General features: G+C 63.2%; 18 protein-coding genes. 12 read left to right on the forward strand and 6 right to left on the reverse strand.

The features are described from left to right. Position 1 precedes the first annotated feature (1 nt). Positions 2-307, reverse strand: coding sequence for a DUF4164 domain-containing protein (locus OIM99_RS09430; RefSeq protein ID WP_311850081.1), 306 nt, complete (start codon positions 305-307; stop codon positions 2-4). A gap of 265 nt (positions 308-572) precedes the next feature. Here OIM99_RS09430 and tkt point away from each other — a divergent pair, with 265 nt between their 5' ends. The 11 genes from tkt to OIM99_RS09485 all read left to right on the forward strand — a co-directional run bounded on the left by tkt (position 573) and on the right by OIM99_RS09485 (position 12640). Next, positions 573-2552, forward strand: a complete 1980-nt coding sequence (gene tkt / locus OIM99_RS09435; RefSeq protein ID WP_311850082.1) for a transketolase — start codon at positions 573-575, stop codon at positions 2550-2552. A gap of 48 nt (positions 2553-2600) precedes the next feature. After that, complete coding sequence (gene gap / locus OIM99_RS09440; RefSeq protein ID WP_311850083.1) at positions 2601-3608, forward strand: type I glyceraldehyde-3-phosphate dehydrogenase; 1008 nt, start codon at positions 2601-2603, stop codon at positions 3606-3608. 55 nt (positions 3609-3663) lie between these two features. Further along, entirely contained in the window at positions 3664-4863 is a 1200-nt protein-coding gene (locus tag OIM99_RS09445) for a phosphoglycerate kinase (RefSeq protein WP_311850084.1), read from the forward strand. Positions 4864-4918: 55 nt separating this feature from the next. After that, on the forward strand, positions 4919-5983 hold the full coding sequence (gene fba, locus OIM99_RS09450; RefSeq protein ID WP_311850085.1) for a class II fructose-bisphosphate aldolase: 1065 nt from the start codon (positions 4919-4921) through the stop codon (positions 5981-5983). A gap of 126 nt (positions 5984-6109) precedes the next feature. Continuing rightward, positions 6110-6553 carry a MarR family transcriptional regulator gene (locus tag OIM99_RS09455; protein ID WP_311850086.1) on the forward strand — a complete coding sequence of 148 codons (444 nt, stop codon included), beginning with the start codon at positions 6110-6112 and terminating at the stop codon, positions 6551-6553. Between the two features lie 231 nt (positions 6554-6784). Next, positions 6785-7441 (forward strand): thiamine phosphate synthase, encoded by a 657-nt coding sequence (locus tag OIM99_RS09460; protein WP_311850087.1) that lies wholly within the window; start codon positions 6785-6787, stop codon positions 7439-7441. Further along, on the forward strand, positions 7438-8457 hold the full coding sequence (locus OIM99_RS09465) for a tetratricopeptide repeat protein (RefSeq protein ID WP_311850088.1): 1020 nt from the start codon (positions 7438-7440) through the stop codon (positions 8455-8457). Before OIM99_RS09460 ends, OIM99_RS09465 begins: the two co-directional genes overlap by 4 nt. 138 nt (positions 8458-8595) lie before the next feature. Then, positions 8596-9387 carry an inositol monophosphatase family protein gene (locus OIM99_RS09470; RefSeq protein WP_311850089.1) on the forward strand — a complete coding sequence of 264 codons (792 nt, stop codon included), beginning with the start codon at positions 8596-8598 and terminating at the stop codon, positions 9385-9387. A 179-nt stretch (positions 9388-9566) separates the two neighbouring features. Continuing rightward, complete coding sequence (locus OIM99_RS09475) at positions 9567-10511, forward strand: flagellar motor protein MotA (protein ID WP_311850090.1); 945 nt, start codon at positions 9567-9569, stop codon at positions 10509-10511. After that, positions 10511-11536, forward strand: a complete 1026-nt coding sequence (locus tag OIM99_RS09480) for a peptidoglycan -binding protein (RefSeq protein ID WP_311850091.1) — start codon at positions 10511-10513, stop codon at positions 11534-11536. Before OIM99_RS09475 ends, OIM99_RS09480 begins: the two co-directional genes overlap by 1 nt. 93 nt (positions 11537-11629) lie before the next feature. Beyond that, positions 11630-12640 carry a tripartite tricarboxylate transporter substrate-binding protein gene (locus OIM99_RS09485; RefSeq protein ID WP_311850092.1) on the forward strand — a complete coding sequence of 337 codons (1011 nt, stop codon included), beginning with the start codon at positions 11630-11632 and terminating at the stop codon, positions 12638-12640. Between the two features lie 213 nt (positions 12641-12853). Here the strand turns inward: OIM99_RS09485 and OIM99_RS09490 are convergent, their stop codons facing one another. Together OIM99_RS09490 and OIM99_RS09495 are read right to left on the reverse strand one after the other, a co-directional pair. Beyond that, positions 12854-14782, reverse strand: a complete 1929-nt coding sequence (locus OIM99_RS09490) for a L,D-transpeptidase family protein (protein WP_311850093.1) — start codon at positions 14780-14782, stop codon at positions 12854-12856. Between the two features lie 163 nt (positions 14783-14945). Continuing rightward, entirely contained in the window at positions 14946-16430 is a 1485-nt protein-coding gene (locus OIM99_RS09495; RefSeq protein WP_311850094.1) for a sigma-54 dependent transcriptional regulator, read from the reverse strand. 200 nt (positions 16431-16630) lie between these two features. On the opposite strand from OIM99_RS09495, the gene OIM99_RS09500 reads away from it, so the two are divergent. After that, a complete protein-coding gene (locus OIM99_RS09500; protein WP_311850095.1) occupies positions 16631-17761 on the forward strand; it encodes a DUF2252 family protein in 1131 nt (376 codons plus the stop codon). Here the strand turns inward: OIM99_RS09500 and OIM99_RS09505 are convergent. The 3 genes from OIM99_RS09505 to OIM99_RS09515 are packed head-to-tail and all read right to left on the reverse strand — an operon-like array spanning position 17747 to position 20418. Continuing rightward, positions 17747-19120 (reverse strand): AarF/ABC1/UbiB kinase family protein, encoded by a 1374-nt coding sequence (locus OIM99_RS09505; protein ID WP_311850096.1) that lies wholly within the window; start codon positions 19118-19120, stop codon positions 17747-17749. The two genes, OIM99_RS09500 and OIM99_RS09505, sit on opposite strands and share 15 nt — an antisense overlap. A 4-nt stretch (positions 19121-19124) precedes the next feature. Further along, positions 19125-19994 (reverse strand): DUF3445 domain-containing protein, encoded by an 870-nt coding sequence (locus OIM99_RS09510; protein WP_311850097.1) that lies wholly within the window; start codon positions 19992-19994, stop codon positions 19125-19127. A gap of 37 nt (positions 19995-20031) precedes the next feature. Further along, entirely contained in the window at positions 20032-20418 is a 387-nt protein-coding gene (locus tag OIM99_RS09515) for a DUF2147 domain-containing protein (RefSeq protein WP_311850098.1), read from the reverse strand. Positions 20419-20536: the final 118 nt, after the last annotated feature.

Consider the following 20536-nt stretch of genomic DNA (forward strand, 5'->3'; position numbering starts at 1 on the left):
GCTAGTTGCTCCCTTCACTGGGACCGCCGGGGTGCGTTTCGCCGACGATGGCGCGCAAGGCTTCGCTCGCCTGTTCCAGACGCTCGCGCACTTCGCTGTTGGCGAGCGACAGGGTGCGGGCACGTGCCAGGGCGCCGTCGAGCTCCGCGGCGAGGCGGGCACGGTCGTCCTGCATCACCATCAGTTCTTCCTCGAGATTGCCGCGCGTGCCTTCGGCAGCAATGCGGCGTTCGCCGGCAGCTTCCAGGTGGGACAGGGCGGCTTCGAGGCGCTTCATGGCGGCGTCTAGGCGGGGCGGCAAGGTCATGACAGACTCGCAGCACGGCACGGCTGGATGCGCATGACCCATTTGTGACCGTTCGGGCCTGAGCGTCAACGTAAACGGCGATTTTGCCCACAGGACAATCAGTTTCCTTCGGATTTTCAGGCATTTTCTGAGCAAATTAGGCGGCCTGCCTTTGACAGGCCCCATCGAGGTGCTATCAGGGGCGCAATTTTCGTCAGCCACAAAACTCCGTCGTCAGGGGTGCGCCGTTGGCGCCCGCTCGCGGCCATTGCACGGATCAATCCCCATGACTGTTTCAAATGGCGCTATGGCCAATGCGATCCGCGCTTTGGCCATGGATGCGGTCGAAAAAGCCAAGTCGGGTCATCCAGGGCTGCCCATGGGGGCGGCGGATATTGCCACCGTCCTGTTCACTAAGGTGTTGAAATATGACGCATCCGCGCCGCGCTGGCCGGATCGCGACCGCTTTGTGCTGTCAGCCGGCCATGGCTCGATGCTGCTCTATTCGCTGCTCTTCCTCACCGGCTATCCCGGTATGTCTCTGGAACAGCTTCAGAATTTCCGCCAGCTCGATTCGCTGACGCCAGGCCACCCGGAATATGGCCACACGGTCGGCGTCGAGACGACGACCGGGCCGCTCGGCCAGGGCATCGCCACCGCCGTTGGCATGGCGCTGGCGGAACGGATGCTGAATGCCGAATTCGGCGACGTGGTCGATCACCACACCTATGTGCTGGCGTCCGACGGCGACCTGATGGAAGGCCTTTCCCAGGAAGCCATCGCCATCGCCGGCCATCTCAAGCTGAACCGTATGATCGTGCTGTTCGACGACAACGGCATTTCCATCGACGGGCCGTTGTCGGTCGCCGACTCGGTCGATCAGATCAAGCGTTTCGAAGCCTGCGGCTGGGCCGCGGAGCGGATCGACGGTCACGATCAGGCGGCGATCCTGGCGGCCGTGGAGCGGGCGCAGAAGTCCGACAAGCCGAGCCTGATCGCCTGCAAGACCACCATCGGCTATGGCGCGCCGACCCGCGCCGGTACGGCCAAGGCCCATGGCGAGGCGCTTGGCGCCAGCGAGATCGAAGGCGCCCGCAAGGCGCTCGGCTGGAATTATCCGCCGTTCGAAATTCCCGACGATCTGCTGGCCGCCTGGCGCCAGGCCGGCAGTCGGGGCGCCGCACAGCGCGGTGCCTGGGAGAAGCGCCTGGCGGCGCTCGATCCGGCCAAGCGGGCCGAATTCGAGCGGCGGATCGCCGGCAAACTGCCGGCGGCGCTGGCGCCGGCGATCGAGGCTTTCAAGCAGAAGGCGGCCGCCGACGCGACGCCGATCGCCACCCGCAAGGCGGGTGAAGCGGTGGTGGCGGCGCTGGCGCCGGTCGTGCCCGAACTGATCACCGGTTCGGCGGATCTCACCGGCTCCAACAACACCAAGGTGGCGGCGACGCCGGCGATCAGCCCCGGCCATTATGCCGGCCGCTATATCCATTGGGGCATCCGCGAACACGGCATGGCGGCGGCCCTCAACGGCATGGCGCTGCATGGCGGCTTCATTCCGTCGGGCGCGACCTTCCTGGTCTTCACCGATTATTGCCGTCCGGCGCTGCGTCTGGCGGCGCTGATGGGCCTGCGCCATATCGAAGTGATGACGCATGACTCGATCGGCCTGGGCGAGGACGGCCCGACCCATCAGCCGGTCGAGCATCTGGCCGCCTTGCGCGCCATTCCCAATTTGAACGTGTTCCGCCCGGCCGATCTGACCGAAACGCTCGAATGCTGGCAGGTGGCGCTGGAAAGCGCCCATACGCCTTCCATCCTGGCGTTGACGCGCCAGAACCTGCCGCAGGTGCGCACCAGTTTCATGCGCGAGAACTTGTGCGCCCGGGGTGCTTATGAGCTGGCCGCCGCCGAAGGCGCCGCGCAGGTCACGATCTTCGCTTCGGGGTCCGAGGTCGAAATCGCCCTGGACGGTCGTAAGCTGTTGGCTGAAAAGGGTATTTCGGCTCGTGTCGTGTCGGTTCCCTGCCTTGATCTATTCTTGGCTCAAGACGCAGACTATATAAAGCGGACTATCGGCGATGCGCCGGTCAAGGTCGCGGTGGAAGCAGCGATCCGCATGGGTTGGGACGCTCTCATCGGGCCCGATGGCGTATTCATCGGAATGTCAACCTTTGGTGCCAGTGCGCCCTATAAGAAACTTTACGAACATTTCGGTATTACCGCTCAAGCCGTCGCGGCAGCCGCGATCGCCCGCCACAACGGGTAAAGCCGGAACCGGGGTTTGGGTCATAGCAGAGGATTGGAGAACAACTTCATGGCAGTCAGGGTTTCGATCAACGGGTTCGGTCGCATCGGCCGTCTCGCCCTTCGCGCGATCATCGAAGCCGATCGGAAGGATATCGAAGTCGTCGCCATCAACGGCACTGCCCCGGTCGAGACCCTCGTTCATCTGCTGAAATACGACAGCGTGCACGGCCGCTTCCCCGGCCCGATCACCTATACCAAGGATACGATCGACGCCGGCCACGGGCCGATGAAGCTGACGATGGAGCGCGATCCCTCGAAACTGCCGCACAAGGACATGGGTATCGACATCGTCCTCGAATGCACCGGCAAGTTCACCAAGAAATCGACAGCCATCGCCCATATCGAATCCGGCGCCAAGCGCGTGCTGGTTTCCTCGCCGTGCGAAGATGCCGATCTCACCGTGGTCTATGGCGTCAACCACGACAAGCTGACGAAGAACGACATCATCGTCTCGAACGCCTCGTGCACGACGAACTGCCTGGTGCCGGTGGCGAAGGTGCTGAACGATACGGTCGGCATCCAGCATGGCTTCATGACGACGATCCATGCCTATACCGGCGATCAGCCGACCCATGACTCGACCCACAAGGATCTCTATCGCGCCCGCGCCGCCGCGCTGTCGCTGATCCCGACCAAAACCGGCGCGGCCAAGGCCGTCGGCCTGGTGCTGCCGGAGCTCGCCGGCAAGCTCGACGGCGCCTCGATCCGCGTGCCGACGCCGAATGTCTCGGCGGTCGACTTGAAATTCACCGCCAAGCGGGCGACGACCAAGGACGAGATCAACGACATCGTCCGCCGCGCCGCTTCCCAACAGTTGAAGGGCATTCTGGGCTATACGGACGATCCGAACGTCTCCATCGACTTCAATCACGATAGCCATTCGTCGGTCTTCCACACCATGGAGACGAAGGTCATCGACGGAACATTCGTTCGCGTGCTGAGTTGGTACGACAACGAATGGGGCTTCTCGTGCCGTCTGATTGATACCGCCGTCGCCATGGGTAAGCTGGTCTGATCCGATGCAAAGCGCCGCGCTGAAATCCGATCACGCAACCGGCCAGGGTTTGACGATGGCGAAATTCCGCACTTTGGATGATGTCGATGTGGCCGGTAAACGCGTGCTGCTGCGCGTCGACCTCAACCTGCCTGTCGAGAGCGGTCGCGTCACCGACACGACCCGTCTCGAGCGCATCATCCCGACGATGAAGGACATCATCGGGCGCGGCGGCCGGCTCATTCTCCTGTCGCATTTCGGCCGGCCGAAGAACGGTCCCGATGAGGATTGTTCGTTGAAGCCGCTGGCGGCAGCCGTATCCGAACATCTCGATTGGCCTGTTTCCTTCGCCTTCGATTGCATCGGCCCGGAGGCGCAGGAAGCCGTGGCGCAGATGAAGGACGGCGACGTCCTGCTCCTGGAGAACACCCGCTTCCATAAGGGCGAGGAAAAGAACGATCCGGTTTTCGTCGCCGAACTGGCGCGGCTGGGCGACATCTATGTCAACGACGGTTTCTCGGTGGCGCATCGCGCGCATGCCTCGACCGAAGGGCTGGCGCATGTGCTGCCGGCCGTGGCCGGACGCTCCATGCAGGCCGAGCTTGGCGCGCTGACCCATGCGCTGGAGGAGCCGGAGCGGCCGCTCGCCGCCATCGTTGGCGGCGCCAAGGTGTCGACCAAGCTGGAGCTGCTCGGCAGCCTGATGAAGAAGGTCGAATATCTGATCATCGGCGGCGCCATGGCCAATACGTTCTTTGCCGCGCAGGGCAAGAAGGTCGGCAAGTCGCTGCTTGAGCGCAACATGATCGAGACCGCCTCGCAAATTCTCGCCAAGGCGCGTGAAGCCAATTGCACGATCGTGCTGCCGCAGGACGTGGTTCTGGCACACGAGTTCAAGGCGCATGCGCCCTCGCGCGTGGCCACCGTCGACGACGTGCATGACGATGAGATGATCCTCGACATCGGCCCGGCCTCGATCGATGCGATCGACAAGCTGTTGTCCGACGTCAAGACGCTGGTGTGGAACGGCCCGTTCGGCGCGTTCGAGATCACGCCGTTCGATACCGGCACCAATGCGGTGGCGCAGTTCGCCGGCGAGCGGACAGCGGCCGGCCAATTGCTGACGGTGGCGGGTGGTGGCGATACGGTCGCCGCGTTGAACCAGGCCGGCGTCGGCGATAAGTTCAGCTATATTTCCACGGCGGGCGGCGCGTTCCTCGAATGGCTGGAAGGCAAGAGCCTGCCCGGCGTCGAAGTCCTGCGCGTCCGCAGCTAATCGCAGCTTGTTCTCGGCGCGTCGTGGGACGCGCCTTCGTCACTTGGAGCGTTCCATGGCCCGCATCACCCTCAGGCAGCTTCTCGATCACGCCGCCGAACATGACTATGGCGTGCCGGCGTTCAACATCAACAATATGGAGCAGGCGCTGGCGATCATGACGGCGGCCGATAAGGTCGATGCGCCGGTGATCATTCAGGCGTCGCGCGGCGCGCGCGCCTATGCCAACGACATCATGCTGCGCCATATGATGGACGCGGTCGTCGAAATGTATCCGCATATTCCGGTGTGCGTGCATCTCGATCACGGCAACGAGCCGGCGACCTGCGTCACCGCCATTCAGGCGGGCTTCACTTCGGTGATGATGGACGGCTCGCTGAAGGCTGACGGCAAGACGCCGGCCGATTGGGATTACAATGTCGGCGTCACCAACAAGGTCGTCGAGATGGCGCATCTCGGCGGCATTTCGGTGGAAGGCGAATTGGGCGTGCTCGGCTCGCTCGAAACCGGCATGGGCGAAAAGGAAGACGGCCATGGGGCGGAAGGCCAGCTGTCGCATGACCAGCTTCTGACCAATCCGGACGAAGCGGTGAAATTCGTCAAGGAGACGAAGGTCGATGCGCTCGCCATTGCCATGGGTACGTCACACGGCGCCTATAAATTCTCGCGCAAGCCCGACGGTGCGGTGTTGGCGATGAATGTCATTGAGGAAATCCATCGTAGGATGCCGCATGTGCATATGGTCATGCATGGCTCCTCGTCGGTGCCGCAGGACCTGCAGGACATCATCAACCAGTACGGCGGAAAGATGCCGCAGACCTGGGGCGTGCCGGTGGAAGAGATTCAGCGCGGCATCAAGAACGGCGTGCGCAAGATCAATATCGACACCGACAATCGCATGGCGATCACCGGACAGATCCGCAAGATTCTCGCCGAGCATCCGGGCGAATTCGATCCGCGCAAATATTTGAAGCCGGCGCTCGATGCGATGACCAAACTTTGCAAGGATCGGCTGGAACAGTTCAACACCGCGGGCAAGGCTGCCAAGCTAAAGCCGCTTCCCGTGTCGGTGATGGCGAAGCGTTATGCTTCGGGTGAATTGAACCCAAAATTTACCTGACACCAAACTGACAAACCGCTGTTTTTAGTGCCGTATTTTTGATGTTGGCGCGGAAATTTACTGCGGTATAATTTAGTGGTTCGAGCAAGACTCGATCGGACGGATTGTTTGGTGAGGGTTAGGCATATGGATGCTTCGAATACGCCAGCGCTCAGCCGCGAGGACTATGAGAAACTGGCCCGCTTCCGCCATGCGCTGCGCCAATTCACGGCGTTCAGCGATGCGATGCTGGAGCGCTCCAATCTGGGGCCGCGTCGGTATCAGGCGATGCTAGCGATCAAAGCCCGTCGCGAGGAAGAGCCGATCAGCGTCGGCGAATTGGCACGCTTGCTGCTGATCCGTCCCAACACCGCTGCCGAATTGGTGAACCGGTTGGAAAACGCCAAGCTGATCGAGCGTGTGAAAGATCCGAAGGATCGTCGTCGGGCGCTGCTGGCGCTGACCGATCACGGCGCGCGCAAATTGGCTGAAGTGGCGCATTTCCATTTCGAGAAGCTCGAGGAAAGCCGGGCGGCTTTCGTTGGTCTGTTCGATGGCGCTGCCGATCTCGAAGCGACCGCCGCGGAATAATCCGTCCAGCTTTCGCTTCAGCCGGGTTCCAGATGCATTGCTGGTTCGATGCAGGGCCTTGGCGTGAATCCGTGCCTGTTTCCTTTGCCAAAACTACCGAGCAAATTGCGTTCGATCGAAACGCAATTTTGCCATCTGTCTCTGTTTTGACGTGTCTTTAGGGCCGCTTGACCTTGTCAGACGGCAAAATGCTATGGCTCGTCCTGCGCAGTGTGATATCCGGTAGTTCTTATGTCCGAGCCAAGCGAGCCGACTGGGCTTTATCTGTTGACGCCGCGGCAGCCTGCCGCCGGCACGCTCAATCCGCTTCTCGCCGCCGCGCTCGCCGGCGGCGGCATTGCCTGCGTCTGCGTCGATGCAGGCGGCGAATCCCAAAATCTCAAGCAGGCCATTGCCACCTGCCAGGCAGCGGGCGCCGCGGCGCTGTTGCGCGATCCGGCGGCCGCCGGTGACCAGGAGGCCGATGGCGTTCATCTCGACCATCCAGACGATGACGACGATCAGGCCTTGTTCGATCAAGTGCGCCAGGCACGCGTCGCGCAAGGTCGCGCCGGCGGCATTGTCGGGGTCGGTGGCCTGCGCACGCGCCATCAGGCGATGAGCGCCGGGGAACTCGACGTCGACTATGTGATGTTCGGCGAGCCGGACGCCGCCGACACGCTGCCCTCCGCCGATGCGGTTTTGGAGCGGGTGCGCTGGTGGGCGGAAATCTTCACCGTGCCTTGCGTTGCCTATGCGCGATCGCTTGAGGATGTGGGCCCACTCGTCGAAGCGGGCGCCGATTTCATTGCGCTGCGCGAAGCCGTTTGGAACGATCCGCGTGGATCGCGCGCGGCCATCGACGATGTTCTGGCGATGATGACGGCGCGCGCCGCGGAGGTGTCGTGACCGTGCGCATTTTGCCGATCTTTCTTCTCCTGAGCGTTCTTCCGGCGCTGGCCGTGGCGCAGGACAAACCCGCGCCACAGAAGCCTTTCGATCCGCCGTTCGACAATTCGGCACGCAAGGTCACGATGCCGGATCCGACGAAATTGCCGACCTCGGGGCCGACCCCGGCCGAGCCTTATATCAAAGTGCCGGTCGATCTGGCTTTCGGCGCCTATCAGCGTGGTCTGTACGTGACGGCCATGCAGGAGGCGATGAAGCGGCTGCAAACCAATGCCAACGATGCGCCGGCCATGGCGCTGGTCGGCGAACTTTATCGCGACGGCCTGTCGGTGAAACAGAGCCAGGAAGAGGCCAACAAATGGTATCGCCTGGCGGCTGACCGTGGTGACGCGGCGGCGCAATATTCGCTGGGGCTCGCCTATCTCGAGGGCCGCGGCGTCAAGGCCGATCCGAAGGAGGCGCGCGCCTTGTTCGAGAAGGCCGCGGAAAAGAACCAGCCGTCGGCTCTCTACAATCTCGCCGTCATGGAAATTCAAGGCGACATCCAGGATTTCCGCAAGGCGGCGGATCTGTTCCGCCGCTCGATGGACGCGGGCAATGTCGAGGCGACCTATGCGCTCGCCATGCTCTACAAGGACGGGTCCGGTGTGCCGCAGGATCGCGCCATGGCGACGCAATTGATGCATAAGGCGGCCGACGAAAAGCTCGTTCCGGCCATGGTCGACTATGCCATTGCCCGGTTCAATGGCACCGGCACCGAGAAAAATGAGGAAGAGGCGGCCAAATATTTCATCCGGGCCGCTTCGCTCAACAATCCGATCGCCCAGAACCGGCTGGCCCGGCTCTATGTGGTGGGGCGCGGCGTCAAGGCCGATCTGGTCGAGGCGATGAAATGGCACGTGCTCGCCCGGGCCAACGGTCTCCCCGACGAATGGCTCGAGGAAAAGCTCCGCACCCTGTCCCAGGGCCAGAAAACGGCGGTCGAAGAGGCGATTCAGCGATTTCTCGGCAAATGACTTGACCCAAATGACTTGACCTGCCCGCATCGGGCGGGCAGACATCCCGGTTCCAGCCCTCTGGTTCCTGCCTTTGGGCCGGGCGTGGCCACTGGCCCAAATTCCCTGCAACTCCCTCCTGACCGGCATTTTCTCGCTATGATCCGCTCCGCCCTGATGAATGTGATGACCGCCGCTGCCGTGAAAGCCGGCCGTGGCCTCAAGCGCGATTTCGGCGAGGTTGAGAACCTGCAGGTGTCGATCAAGGGACCGGGCGATTTCGTCTCTGCCGCCGACCGCAAGGCCGAACGGGTGCTGCGCGACGAACTGGCCAAGGCGCGGCCGGGCTATAGTTTCCTGATGGAGGAATCCGGCGAGATCGTCGGCAGTGACACCACCCATCGCTGGATCATCGATCCGCTCGACGGCACCACCAATTTCCTGCACGGCCTGCCGGTTTTCGCCATTTCCCTGGCGCTGGAGCGCGAGGGCCAATTGGTGGCGGGCCTCGTCTACAATCCGATCAGCGACGATATGTTCGTCGCCGAAAAAGGCCAGGGGTCCTGGCACAACAACCGCCGCCTGCGGGTCGCTGCCCGGTCCGACATTTCCGAGGCGCTGATGGGCACCGGCGTGCCGCATCTCGGCAAGGCGTCGGCGCATCCGAAGTTCAAGGCGGAACTGTCGTCGGTCATGGCGCGGGTGCACAATATCCGCCGGATGGGCGCCGCGGCGCTCGATCTCGCCTTCGTCGCCGCCGGCCGGCTCGACGGCTTCTGGGAGCGCAGTCTGCAACCGTGGGACACGGCGGCCGGCATCGTTCTGGTGCGCGAAGCGGGCGGCTTTGTCTCCGATGCGGACGGCGGCAACGACATGCTGGACAAGGGGTCGGTCTGCGCCGGCAATGAAACCATGCAGCGGCAGCTTCTCGCCCTGATCAATCGCGCCTGAACTGCCTGAAATTCGGTCGCAATTTCGCCATTACGACACAAACTGATGTTCTATCGCTGTCCCGGGCTTGATCGGGCGCGGTTTCTGACGTTTTCTGACATGTCTGTCGAGGCGCCGCGCGATTCTTCGTCGCAATCCCCCTAAGCGCCCGCAACGCTTCGTCCGGAGGATGGAGATTTATGGCGAGCGAGAACGACACGCGTAAACTGTCCGCACCCGGCATCTATCTGCTGCGCATGATCGTTTTCCTGGCGCTGGTCGGCTTCGTCGTCCTCATTCTCTATCGCCAGATCCAAACGGCCTTCATGGCTAATCCGGGCCTCAACGCTTTGATTCTCGGCGTGCTGGCCATCGGCATCATCCTGGCGATCCGGCAGGCTTGGCGGCTGCGGCGCGAAGTGCGCTGGGTCAATGCCTATCAGGCCGGCCAGGCGGCGCAGGCGCGTCCGCCCGTGTTGCTCGCGCCGATGGCGAAAATGATCGGCGACAAGGATCACGCCACGCCGATCACCACGCAGATGCTGCGCGTCATTCTCGATTCCGTCGGCGCACGTCTCGATGAATCGCGTGAGATCGCTCGTTATCTGACCGGCCTCTTGGTGTTCCTTGGCCTGCTCGGCACGTTCTGGGGCCTGCTCGAAACCGTCGGTTCCATCGGCAATGTCATCAAGTCGATGCAGGGCGGCAGTGACGCGACATTGATGTTCGACGAATTGAAGAATGGTCTGTCGGCGCCGATCGCCGGCATGTCGATCTCCTTCACCTCGTCGCTGTTCGGCCTCGCCGGCTCGCTCATCCTGGGCTTTCTCGATCTGCAAGCGGGACAGGCGCAAAACCGCTTCTACACGGAGCTGGAAGATTTTCTGTCGACTGGCGCCGGCGATGTGGCCCTGGCGGGCCTGCCGCCGGATTTGGCGGCGGCGCTCGCCAAGATCGGTGATCCTGCGGGCTCACGCGCGGCTACTGCCGCCATGGCCAATCTGGCCGAAGGCATTCAGGGGCTCGTCAAACATATGCGCGGCGAGCAGCAGATGATCCGCGATTGGGTCGAGGCGCAAGCCGAACAGCAGCGCGAAGTCAAGAAACTGCTTGAACGGCTGACATCGGAGCCGGAGCGACACTGATGGCTTATATCCGCTCGCGCCGTCGCGGCGGCTTCGATTACTGGCCGGGCTTCGTCGATGCGTTGTCGACCATGCTGCTGGCCATCATCTTTCTTCTGTCCGTCTTCATGCTCGGCCAATACTTCCTGTCGCGCGAGGTGACGGGCAAGGACAATGCGCTCGTCAAGTTGAACCGGCAGATCGAGGAACTGACATCGCTCTTGGCGCTGGAACGGTCCGGGCGCGCCGATGCCCAGGCCAATCTCTCCAGCTTGATGGCGACTCTCGATGCGGCGCAGCGCGATCGCGATCGCCTGCAAGGGCTGCTCGATTCCGGCACCGCCAATGCGGCTGCGGGCGGCAATGCTGCGGCGGCCGCGCAACAGGCTCTTGATGCCGAGCGGCAGATTTCGGCGCGTGCGGCGGCGCAAGTCGACATTCTCAATCAGCAGATCGCGGCGCTGCGCCGGCAGCTCTCGGCCCTGGAAGAGGCGCTCAATGCGTCGGAACAGCGCGACCGCGACTCGCAGGCGCGCATTGCCGATCTCGGCTCGCGCCTCAATGTGGCGCTGGCGCAGAAGGTGCAGGAACTGGCGCGCTATCGCTCCGACTTCTTCGGCCGCCTGAAGGAAATTCTCGGCAATCGTCCTGGCATCCGCACCGTGGGCGATCGCTTCGTCTTCGAGTCGGAAGTGCTTTTCGATACCGGCAAAGCCGACATCAGTTCGCAGGGCCATGCCGAGCTCGACAAACTGGCGACGGCGATGGCCGATCTCGAACGCGAAATTCCGCCGGAACTGCCGTGGGTGATGCGCGTCGATGGCCACACGGACAAGCGGCCGATCACCGGCGGCACTTACAAGTCGAATTGGGATCTGTCAGCGAGCCGCGCCATCGCCGTCGTGCAGTATCTCGTCAGTAAGGGCGTGTCGCCGCAGCGATTGGCGGCGGCGGGCTTCGGCGAGTTCCAACCGATCGATCCAGGCGACAGTGACGAAGCGCTGCGCCGCAATCGACGGATCGAGCTGAAGCTCACCGACCGATAAGCATAGAGTTTCTGCGTTTGATGGACACATCAAACGCTAAGACGACGCTCAATAACATCCAGGCGCGGAATAAGCGCCAGCAGGGAGGATCAGATGAGCGCGCGAGCGTGCGTGAAAGCCGTCATGACAGCGACCGCGCTGCTGCTGTCGCCATTGGCGCAGGCACAGGATTTTTATGCCGGCAAGACCATCGTGCTCTATGCCGGCCAGCCGCCGGGCGGCGGCATCGACAATGAGATGCGCCTGGTGGCGCAGTTCCTCAGCCGCTTCATTCCGGGCGAACCGCAAATCCAGCCGCGCAACATGCCGGGTGCCGGCGGAGTCACTCTGGGCAATTATCTTTATGCCTCGGCGACGGTCGATGGGCTGACGCTGGGCATGCCGGGGCGTGCCGGCTTCGTGCTGGCGCCGATCGGCGATGACAAGACGGCGCGTTACGACGTGCGCCGCTTCACCTGGATGGGCAGCGCCGCCAGCACCAATTTCATTTTCTGGGCGCGCAATTCGTCCGGCCTCAAATCGATCGCCGATCTGAAAGCCTTGAAGCGCGAACTCAATGTCGCGGGTTCCGGCGCCACCACGTCCAATTCGATCGTGCCGGAAATTCTGGCGCGTTACGAAAAGTTCCCGTTCAAAGTGGTGCGTGGCTATCCTGGCATGGCGCCAGCGGTGCTGTCGCTGGAGCGCGGCGAGACGGAAGCGATCTTCTCCGATCGGGCCAGCATCCGCCCCGATATGATCGCGTCCGGCCTGGTGACACCGCTGTTCCAGACCTTCCCGATGGAACCCAATCTGCCGGTCATCGATACGCTGCTTACCGATGCGCGCGAGCGTGAGTTGATCGGTCTCTTGGCGACGCCGATGCGGCTGGGGCTGGCCTTGATCGGACCGCCCGGCATGCCGGAAGCGCAGACGAAGATTTTGCGCGACGCCTATGGCCGGATGGTCAGAGATGCAGCCTATCAAGAGGAAGCGCGGCGGCGCAATTTCGATGTCGGCACGCCCAACGACGGTGAAGCGATCACCGCCTATCTGTCGAAGGTGATCTCGGGTCTGTCGCCGGAAGTGATCGCCGAATACAAATCTTTCGTCGAGCGCAATTAGAGCGATACCTTGGTGCGTGATGACGTTTGGCCGCGATCTTTGTGTCATCCCGGACACGCGCAGCGTGATCCGGGATCCAGGGGCATGCGGTAGAGCCATTCATTCATCGCTGCGACACAGCGGCTTCTTAAACCTGCAAACGTTTCACCACGTGCCCCTGGTTCCCGGATCGCACCTGCGGTGCGTCCGAGATGACACCCAAGGTGCGGAGGACTACAGCCCGAGCGCGGTCTGCACTTTGCGTGAATAGCCGTAGATGTCTTCGCGCAATTGCACCTTGCCCTCGTCGTCGACGAAGGCGGTGAAATATTCGATGTGGATCGGAATGGTTTCCGGCAGTTTCACGAGGCGTTCGCCGCCGCCGACCATGGAGCGCACCTTCTGCTCACTCCAGCCGTTCTCCTTGCCCAGTACCACCTCGGCGAGGCGGAAGGGCTGATCGACGCGCACGCAGCCGTGGCTGTAGGCGCGCCGCGCATTGGCGAACAGGCCGCGCGACGGCGTGTCGTGCAGATAGACCGCATGTTCGTTGGGGAACATGAATTTGATGTGGCCGAGCGCGTTGCGTTCGCCCGGCGGCTGACGCACCACGAGCTGGCCGTTGCGCGTCTTCGCCACTTCATAGCCGCGCCGCTGGAAATAGCTCGGGTCCTTGGCATAGGCCGGCATCATCTCTTTCTGAATGATGGATGTCGGCACGTTCCAATAGGGATTGACGATGAGATGCTGCATCCGATCGGAGAACACCGGGGTGGGCGTCTGCGGCTTGCCGACGACGACGCGGGCGCTGTGGATCAGCTCGCTGCCACGCATCACATTCACCCGGTAGTCGGGAATGTTGACCTCGATGCGCGTCTCGCCCATGTCGCGCGGCATCCAGCGCCAGCGTTCCATGTTCGACAGCAATTCGGCTTCCAGCCGCAGCGGTTCGCCGCCGGACAATTTGGCTATTGTCCGCGCCGTCAGCGTGTTGACGGCAGGCAGGCCGTTGGCGCGGTTGAAATCGGCGACGGCGCTGGCGACGCGCACATCATAGAGCATTGGGTCGGTCTCGCTCTCGGCATCGACGCCGAGGCGGGCGCGCAACAGCGGCACGCGCTGGTCCTTCATGCCGACGCGCAGAACCGGGCCCGGGCCGATGCGCTGATTGGCGATGGCTGGATGTTCGCGGCGCAGTTCCGCCAGCTTCTCGCGCAGCGCGCGATAGCCGGGCTGCGGCGGATTGAAGGCGGCGAGGCGATCGCCGACGCTGTCGCCCGCGTCAGCGAGGGCGGCGAGGATCGTCGCGACATCGGGGATTTCCGGCTTGGCGGTGATCAGGCCGATGGTGCGCGGATCGATGCGGGCGCCGCGCGCCTGCAACGCATAAGTGATGGCCGCATTGGTCAAGGCGAGTTCCGTGATCGCCGCCTGTTCGTCATTGCCGATGCTCGGAACGCTGCGGAAGTCGCCGAGGACGAGGCCGTCTTCGCCGGCTCGGTCGAGACGGGCGACGAGGGCCGTGCCGGCCTTGGTCAGCGCCTTGCCGTCGCTCCACAGCGGGGCATTGTCGCGGGTGGCGTAGAAAGCGGCGACGGCTTCGCGCTCGCGGCGCTGGGTCTGCGCCTTGGTGGTGCGGGCCGGTTCCGCCTCGACCGCAGCGGCCAAAGCCTGGCGGATGCGGTCGCGCAAGGCGGACTGATTGCCGGACTGGTCGGCGGTCTGCTCACTGGCCGGAGCGGCCGGCGGTGTTTCGGCCTGCTGCACCTGTGACGGCTGCGGGGCGGGTTGCGCCTCGGCCGCCGCGGGGGCTGGCGTGGCGATCGTCGCCGTCGGATGAGAATCGAGCGGGTGAGAATCGAGATTGAGGGGCGCTTCCGGCGGCAGTTCGACGATGACTGTGGGGTCGCTCGGTGGCTCGGTCGCGGGCTTGGCGTCCGCTTCCGTTTGGGCGGCGGCTGGCGCAGCGGTGTCGGCGGCGGGCGCTTGGACATCGGCGCTCAGCGCGGCGTCCGGCGGCATCGGCACGGTGACGGCTATATCGGGCGTCGGCGCGCTGTCTTGTGCTTGGCCTTGGGCGACGCCCAGGGTCACGCCGAAAGCAAGACTGACGGCCAGCAGGGCCGTGCCATGCAGCAATCTGTTATTTATGGATACCAGCATCGCCCCCGCCCATGATCACGGCTCTGCCGCCGGCAGGCGGGCCGAAACCGTGTAAAATTTACGTCACGAACCACGCTACGCCTAGGCATGCGGCCGGGTCCGTGCGTGATCACACACAGGCGTTGCAAAAATCCCACGCTGGCGCTGATTGCTTGCCGCCATTTTAGGCGACTTCGTCGGTTTCCATGCCTTCGTTCGGATCGTTCAACCCGTAATCCTTCATTTTGCGATAAAGGGTCGAGCGACCGATGCCGAGGCGGCGGGCCATTTCCGACATTTGCCCGCGATAATGGGCGAGGGCGAAGCGAATCGATTCGGCTTCCATGTCCTCGAGACGGCGGACATTGCCGTTCTCGTCGAGCAGGCGCAGCACGTTGGGATCGCGCACTTCGATGCGGACGATTTCCTTCTGCGTCACCGGCGGGGCGGCGGCCGGAGCCGGCGGGATACGGACATCGAAGCCATCGACCTGAGCCGCGATCTGCGGGAACTCCGCCACGGTCAGTTCGTCGCCTTCCGCCAAAACCACCGCGCGGAAGACTGCGTTTTCGAGCTGGCGGACATTGCCCGGCCAGTCGTAGCGGGTCAGCAAGGACACGGCCTCCGACGACATGCCGCGCAGCTTGCGGCCTTCCTCGGCGGCGAAGCGCGCGGTGAAGCGGCGGGCGAGATCGGGGATGTCGTCGCGGCGCGAACGCAGCGGCGGAATGGAAATCGGGAAGACGTTGAGACGATAATAGAGGTCTTCGCGGAAGGCGCCGCGCTTCACCAGTTCGATCAGATTCTGATTGGTGGCGGAAATCAGCCGGATATCCACCTTGATCGAGCGCTTGCCGCCGACCGGATCGATCTCGCCTTCTTGCAAAGCGCGCAGCAGCTTCACCTGGGTCTCGAGCGGCAGTTCGCCGACCTCGTCCAGGAACAGCGTGCCGCCATTGGCTTCGAGGAACTTGCCGGTGTGCTTTTCGGTGGCGCCGGTGAAGGCGCCCTTCTCGTGACCGAAAAGAATGGACTCGACTAGGTTCTCCGGCAGGGCGCCGCAGTTGACGGTGACGAAGGGTTTGCCGCGACGATCGGAGGCGCCCTGGATGGCGCGGGCGATCAGTTCCTTGCCGACGCCGGACTCGCCCTCAATGAGGACGGGAATGGTCGACTTGGCGGCGCGCTCACCCAGGCGAATGATGCGTTCCATCTCCGGCGACCGGGTGGCGATGTCTTTCAGGCCGAGCGTGCCGCTGGCCTTGCGGTTCATGCGCCGGATTTCGTCTTCCAGCGCATCGGCCCGCAAAGCGTTCTTGATCGAAATCTGCAAGCGTTCGGCGCCGACCGGCTTGACGACGAAGTCGACCGCGCCGGCGCGCATGGCCGAGATCACCGTCTCGATGGAACCGTGAGCGGTTTGCACGATCACCGGTGTGGTGAGCTTGCGCTCGCGCAATTTGCCGAGCACGCCCATGCCGTCGAGGTCGGGCATGACGAGGTCCAGAATGACCATGGCGATGGCAGGCTTGTCCGCCGCTTCGAGGCGCGTCAGGACGGCTTCGCCGCCATCGACCGACTCAACCTCGTATCCAAATCGCCGCACCATCGCTTCGAGGAGGCGGCGCTGCACCGGATCATCGTCTGCAATCAGTATAATAGAACTCATTTCGCCCCTATGCACTGGCCACGGCCGCCAGCGTTGGCCTCAGAGAGTCTGTTATCAGGGTAAAGAGGCGGTTAAAGGGCGTCCAAGAACGGGACGACTGCCTCGCCTCACGATAGGCTTCTACCCCGGTGATGACAAGGTGGAAGCTCGCTCGGTAGGTGCTAGGTTGCAAGGGCGGCAGGACTGCTGGGGGAGCTGATATGGCTGACACGCGCACGAAGTCCGTTGAAATTCCGTCATTCAAGCAATCGGTCAAAGCCTATGACGGCTGGCTGCGCCAACAGGCGGGCAAGACCTTTGTCGCAGCCGACATGAAGTGGAAGAACCAGAAGATCAGCGAGAATGCCTTCTCGTTCCTGCGCGGAACTTACTGGCGGTTCGCCGAAACCATTTTGAAGGATGCGCCCGAGACCGCCGCCTGTCCGCCTATTCTCGCGGTGGGTGATATTCATCTGGAGAATTTTGGGCTGTGGCGCGATGCCGACAGCCGCATGACCTGGGGCGTCAACGACTTCGATGAAGCGGCGACCATGCCCTATGCGTTGGATCTCGTTCGCTTGGGGCTGAGCGCCATCCTGGCGCGCAAGGGCACCAAGCCGACCGAGAAGGAAATTTGTGCGCGCATTCTGCGCGGCTACCGCAAGGGTATAGCGCAACCGCAGCCGACGATCCTGGAACAGGAGCATGATCGGTTGCGCGAGGCCATGAACCTGCCGCCTGCGGACCGCAGCAAATATTGGGCGAAGATGCAGCTTGCCTGTTTCGACAAGCCGGTTCCATCAAGCGCCGTGCCGGCGCCGCATGCCAAGGCGCTGCGCGCGGCGATGCCCGATCCGAAGATCAAGCTGCAATTCGCCCGTCGGGTCGCAGGCACCGGCAGTCTTGGCCGTCCGCGTTTCGTCGCCTGGGGCCATTGGCGTGGCGGCATCGTGCTGCGCGAATCGAAAATGCTTTGTGCTTCCGCCTGGCGTTTCAGCGGCGCGGAAGACGTGGCCATTCAAAGCGGCAAGATCGCCGGTGGCGCGCATCGCGCGCCCGATCCGAATTATCGGGTTGCCGAGGGCATCGTCGTGCGCCGTCTGGGGCCGACCTATCGCAAGATCGAGGCGAAGCGCGATCCTGCCGAACTGCTCAATCTCGATCTTTTGGAAATGATGGGCTTCGAGCTTGGCGCCTGTCATGCCGGCGATGCGGCCCATGTCGCTGCGGTGCGCAAGGATGTCAAAAAGCGCACGGCCCGTTGGCTGCGCAAACAGGTCAATCTGGCGGGCAAACGTTTGAATGCCGATTTCAAATCGATGCGAAAGGCCCGTTCCTCACGTGGGCGCTGACAGGCCGGCCTTTTGCAAGACGGCGGCCTGTCGCTGCGCCAACGTGTCGACGTCGAAATCGACCAGCGCTTCGTTGAACATGGCGTAGAAATTCAGCCGTGCGTCGAGATGCAGGAAAGCGCCGCCGAGGCCGATGGCGGCGCGATCCATGAAGACGAATTCGCGCGGCACGGTGACGGGGCCGTGCTGCTTGAGCCCTTCATGGATGCGACCCGCTTGCGTGCGGCCATATTCACCGGGCGAAACGCCTTCGGCGATGGGGCGCACACGATCATCGAGCAGCGGCCCATAGATGAAGCGCGACCAGATGTTGAGTACGTCGCGCAATTGCGAGCTTAAACCGCGAAAGCCCCAGGTCTCGTAAGCCGCGGCGATGGCTGCTTCATCGGCGTCACGCAGGCCGCGATAAAGATCGACGACGCCTTTGACGAAGCTCGGTGGAAAGATGCGGATGCAGCCATAGTCGAGCAGGTTGATGCCGGCTGCTTCGCCGCTGCCGTCGCGGAACACGGTGTAATTGCCGAGATGCGGGTCACCGTGGATGATGCCGAGCTTGATGAAGGGATGCCACCAGGCGCGGAACATGGCGGTGGCGATGGTGTTGCGCGCCTCCTGCGAGGCCGATTTGAAATCGAGCAGCGGCTCGCCTTCGAGCCAGTCGAGAGTGATGAGGCGGCGCGTGGAAAGGTCCGGCCACACGCCCGGCACCCGCACGTTGGTCTGCGTCGTGCGATCGCCGAGGATTTCGCGATAGAGCGCCACATGTTTGGCTTCGCGCTCATAGTCGAGTTCCTCGCGCAGGCGCGCGCCGATTTCCTTGGCGGCCTCGCGTGTATCGAGCGCGGTGTTGAGGCGGCGGCGCAGAGCGAAGAGAATGTCGAGCTGTTTCAGATCGGCTTCGACCACCGAGGTCATGTCGGGATATTGCAGCTTGCAGGCCAGCGGCCGGCCATCGAGCGAGGTGGCGCGATGCACCTGGCCAAGCGAAGCCGCGTGCGCGGGATGCAGATCGAAGGTCGAGAACTTGGCGCGCCAACCGGCGCCGAGTTCCGCCATCATACGGCGATTGACGAAACCGGCGCCCATGGGTGGCGCATTCGATTGCAATTGCTTGAGCCGGTCGGCCCAGTCCTGCGGCAGGGCTTCCGGGATGGTGGCGAGGAATTGCGCCACTTTCATCATCGGCCCCTTGAGGGAACCGAGGGCGGCGGTGAAAGCGGCCGCATTGGCATCGTCGAACATATCGCGGCCGCGCAGGCGCGCGCTCGCCATGCGGGCGGCGACACCGCCGACCCGTGTGCCGACCTGCGCATAGCGCGCGGCGCGGGCACTCAATCTGTTGCGTTCTTCATCGCTCATGGGCTCAGTCTGACGTGACAAATGCGGCGAGGGAATGAGCGATCCTGTCGCGGCTCTCGGTCATATTCTTGTAGGCAAGTTGATCGGGCGTCAGCGCCAGAAGCTGGTCGCGCAGGGCGGCGGCCAGGGTTTGTCCCTCCGGATGATCGCGGAAGGCGGCGATCGGATCGATGAGGATGCGGATGGTGAAGAGGATATCGCCGGAAGCCATGCGGCGCAGGGTCTGCCGCTCGATACGGACGAACGATGGTTCCGTTGCCGGCGACGGGCGCGGCGTGGGATGGGGATGATGCAGCACATCGTTGTCGTAGATGGACCAGTTGAACCGTTCGACCGGCGCACCGGCCCGTAGATTGTCGAAAATGCGCGTCACACGCTTTTCCATCTCGCCGGGAAAGCCCGGCACCGGCGCGTGAATGTCGGCGAGGGTTCTGTCGAACTTTTCTCGCAGGTTCCAGGTCGAGGGAAAGCAGATCGCGGCGGCGGCCAGGCGCCAGCCGTTGTCGAAACGGCGCATCAGTGCGAGATCGTCCTGAACGAGCAGCGCTGCCTGCATCAGGGGCGGCAAGATGTCGTCGAAAGCCAGGCGTTGCCGCAGCGGCACAATGAGGATGCCGTTGCCGTCACGGACATAGAGATCGGAATAGGTCTGCGTCAGATAGTCGGCAAGGGCATCGCGGATTTCGCGTTGGCTTGCCTGCGTATCGGCGCGGGCGGTGAAGACCGCATCGCGCTGATCGGCGAACAGGCGCTGCTTCTCGGCGAGGAACCGCGCGAGGTCCGCGTCAGGCTCGATCCAGCGGGCCGGATCGAGCGGGCGCAGGCCGATGGTGAAGGGTTTCGAACTGCCGTCGTAAGGCGTGTGCGCGAGCATGCCTCAGCATAGCACGCCACATCAGCGCTTCAGCGGATCAATTGACCCGCGACCAACTGACCGAACGGCAGATCAGGCCGCCGAGCACGCAGCCAGAGGTGGTGAGCGTCGAGCCTGACAGGCTCATCGTGCCGGAATAGGTCTTGCCGTCTTCCGGATTGAAGGCGTTGCCGCTCCATTTGCCGGCGCCGTTGGGCTTCATATTGTAGAAGACGCGTTGGCCGACTTTCGAAGGGCCGCTTGAGTCGGCGAGCCAGGAGATCGTGCCACACAGGGCGCCGCCGCAATCGGTGATGCGCACGCGGCTCTTGCCATTGTCGCGCAGCCAGACGCCCTTGGCGTCCTGGGCCTGGGCGGGCAGGGCGCCGGATAGCAGCAAAAGTGCCGCGCCCCAGAGCAGATGTTTCGATGAAAAGGCTGCCATGGCACATCCCTCCGTTTCGTACCGCGTCCAGCATAGCCGGACGGTGAACGGGCTCAAAGCGCGACGGAGGGAGACCAAAGGATGAGCCGCGGTGCATCTGATGATGCACCGCGGAAAG

The organism is Methylocella sp. CPCC 101449, assembly GCF_031921685.1.
Lineage (GTDB): Bacteria > Pseudomonadota > Alphaproteobacteria > Rhizobiales > Beijerinckiaceae > Terripilifer.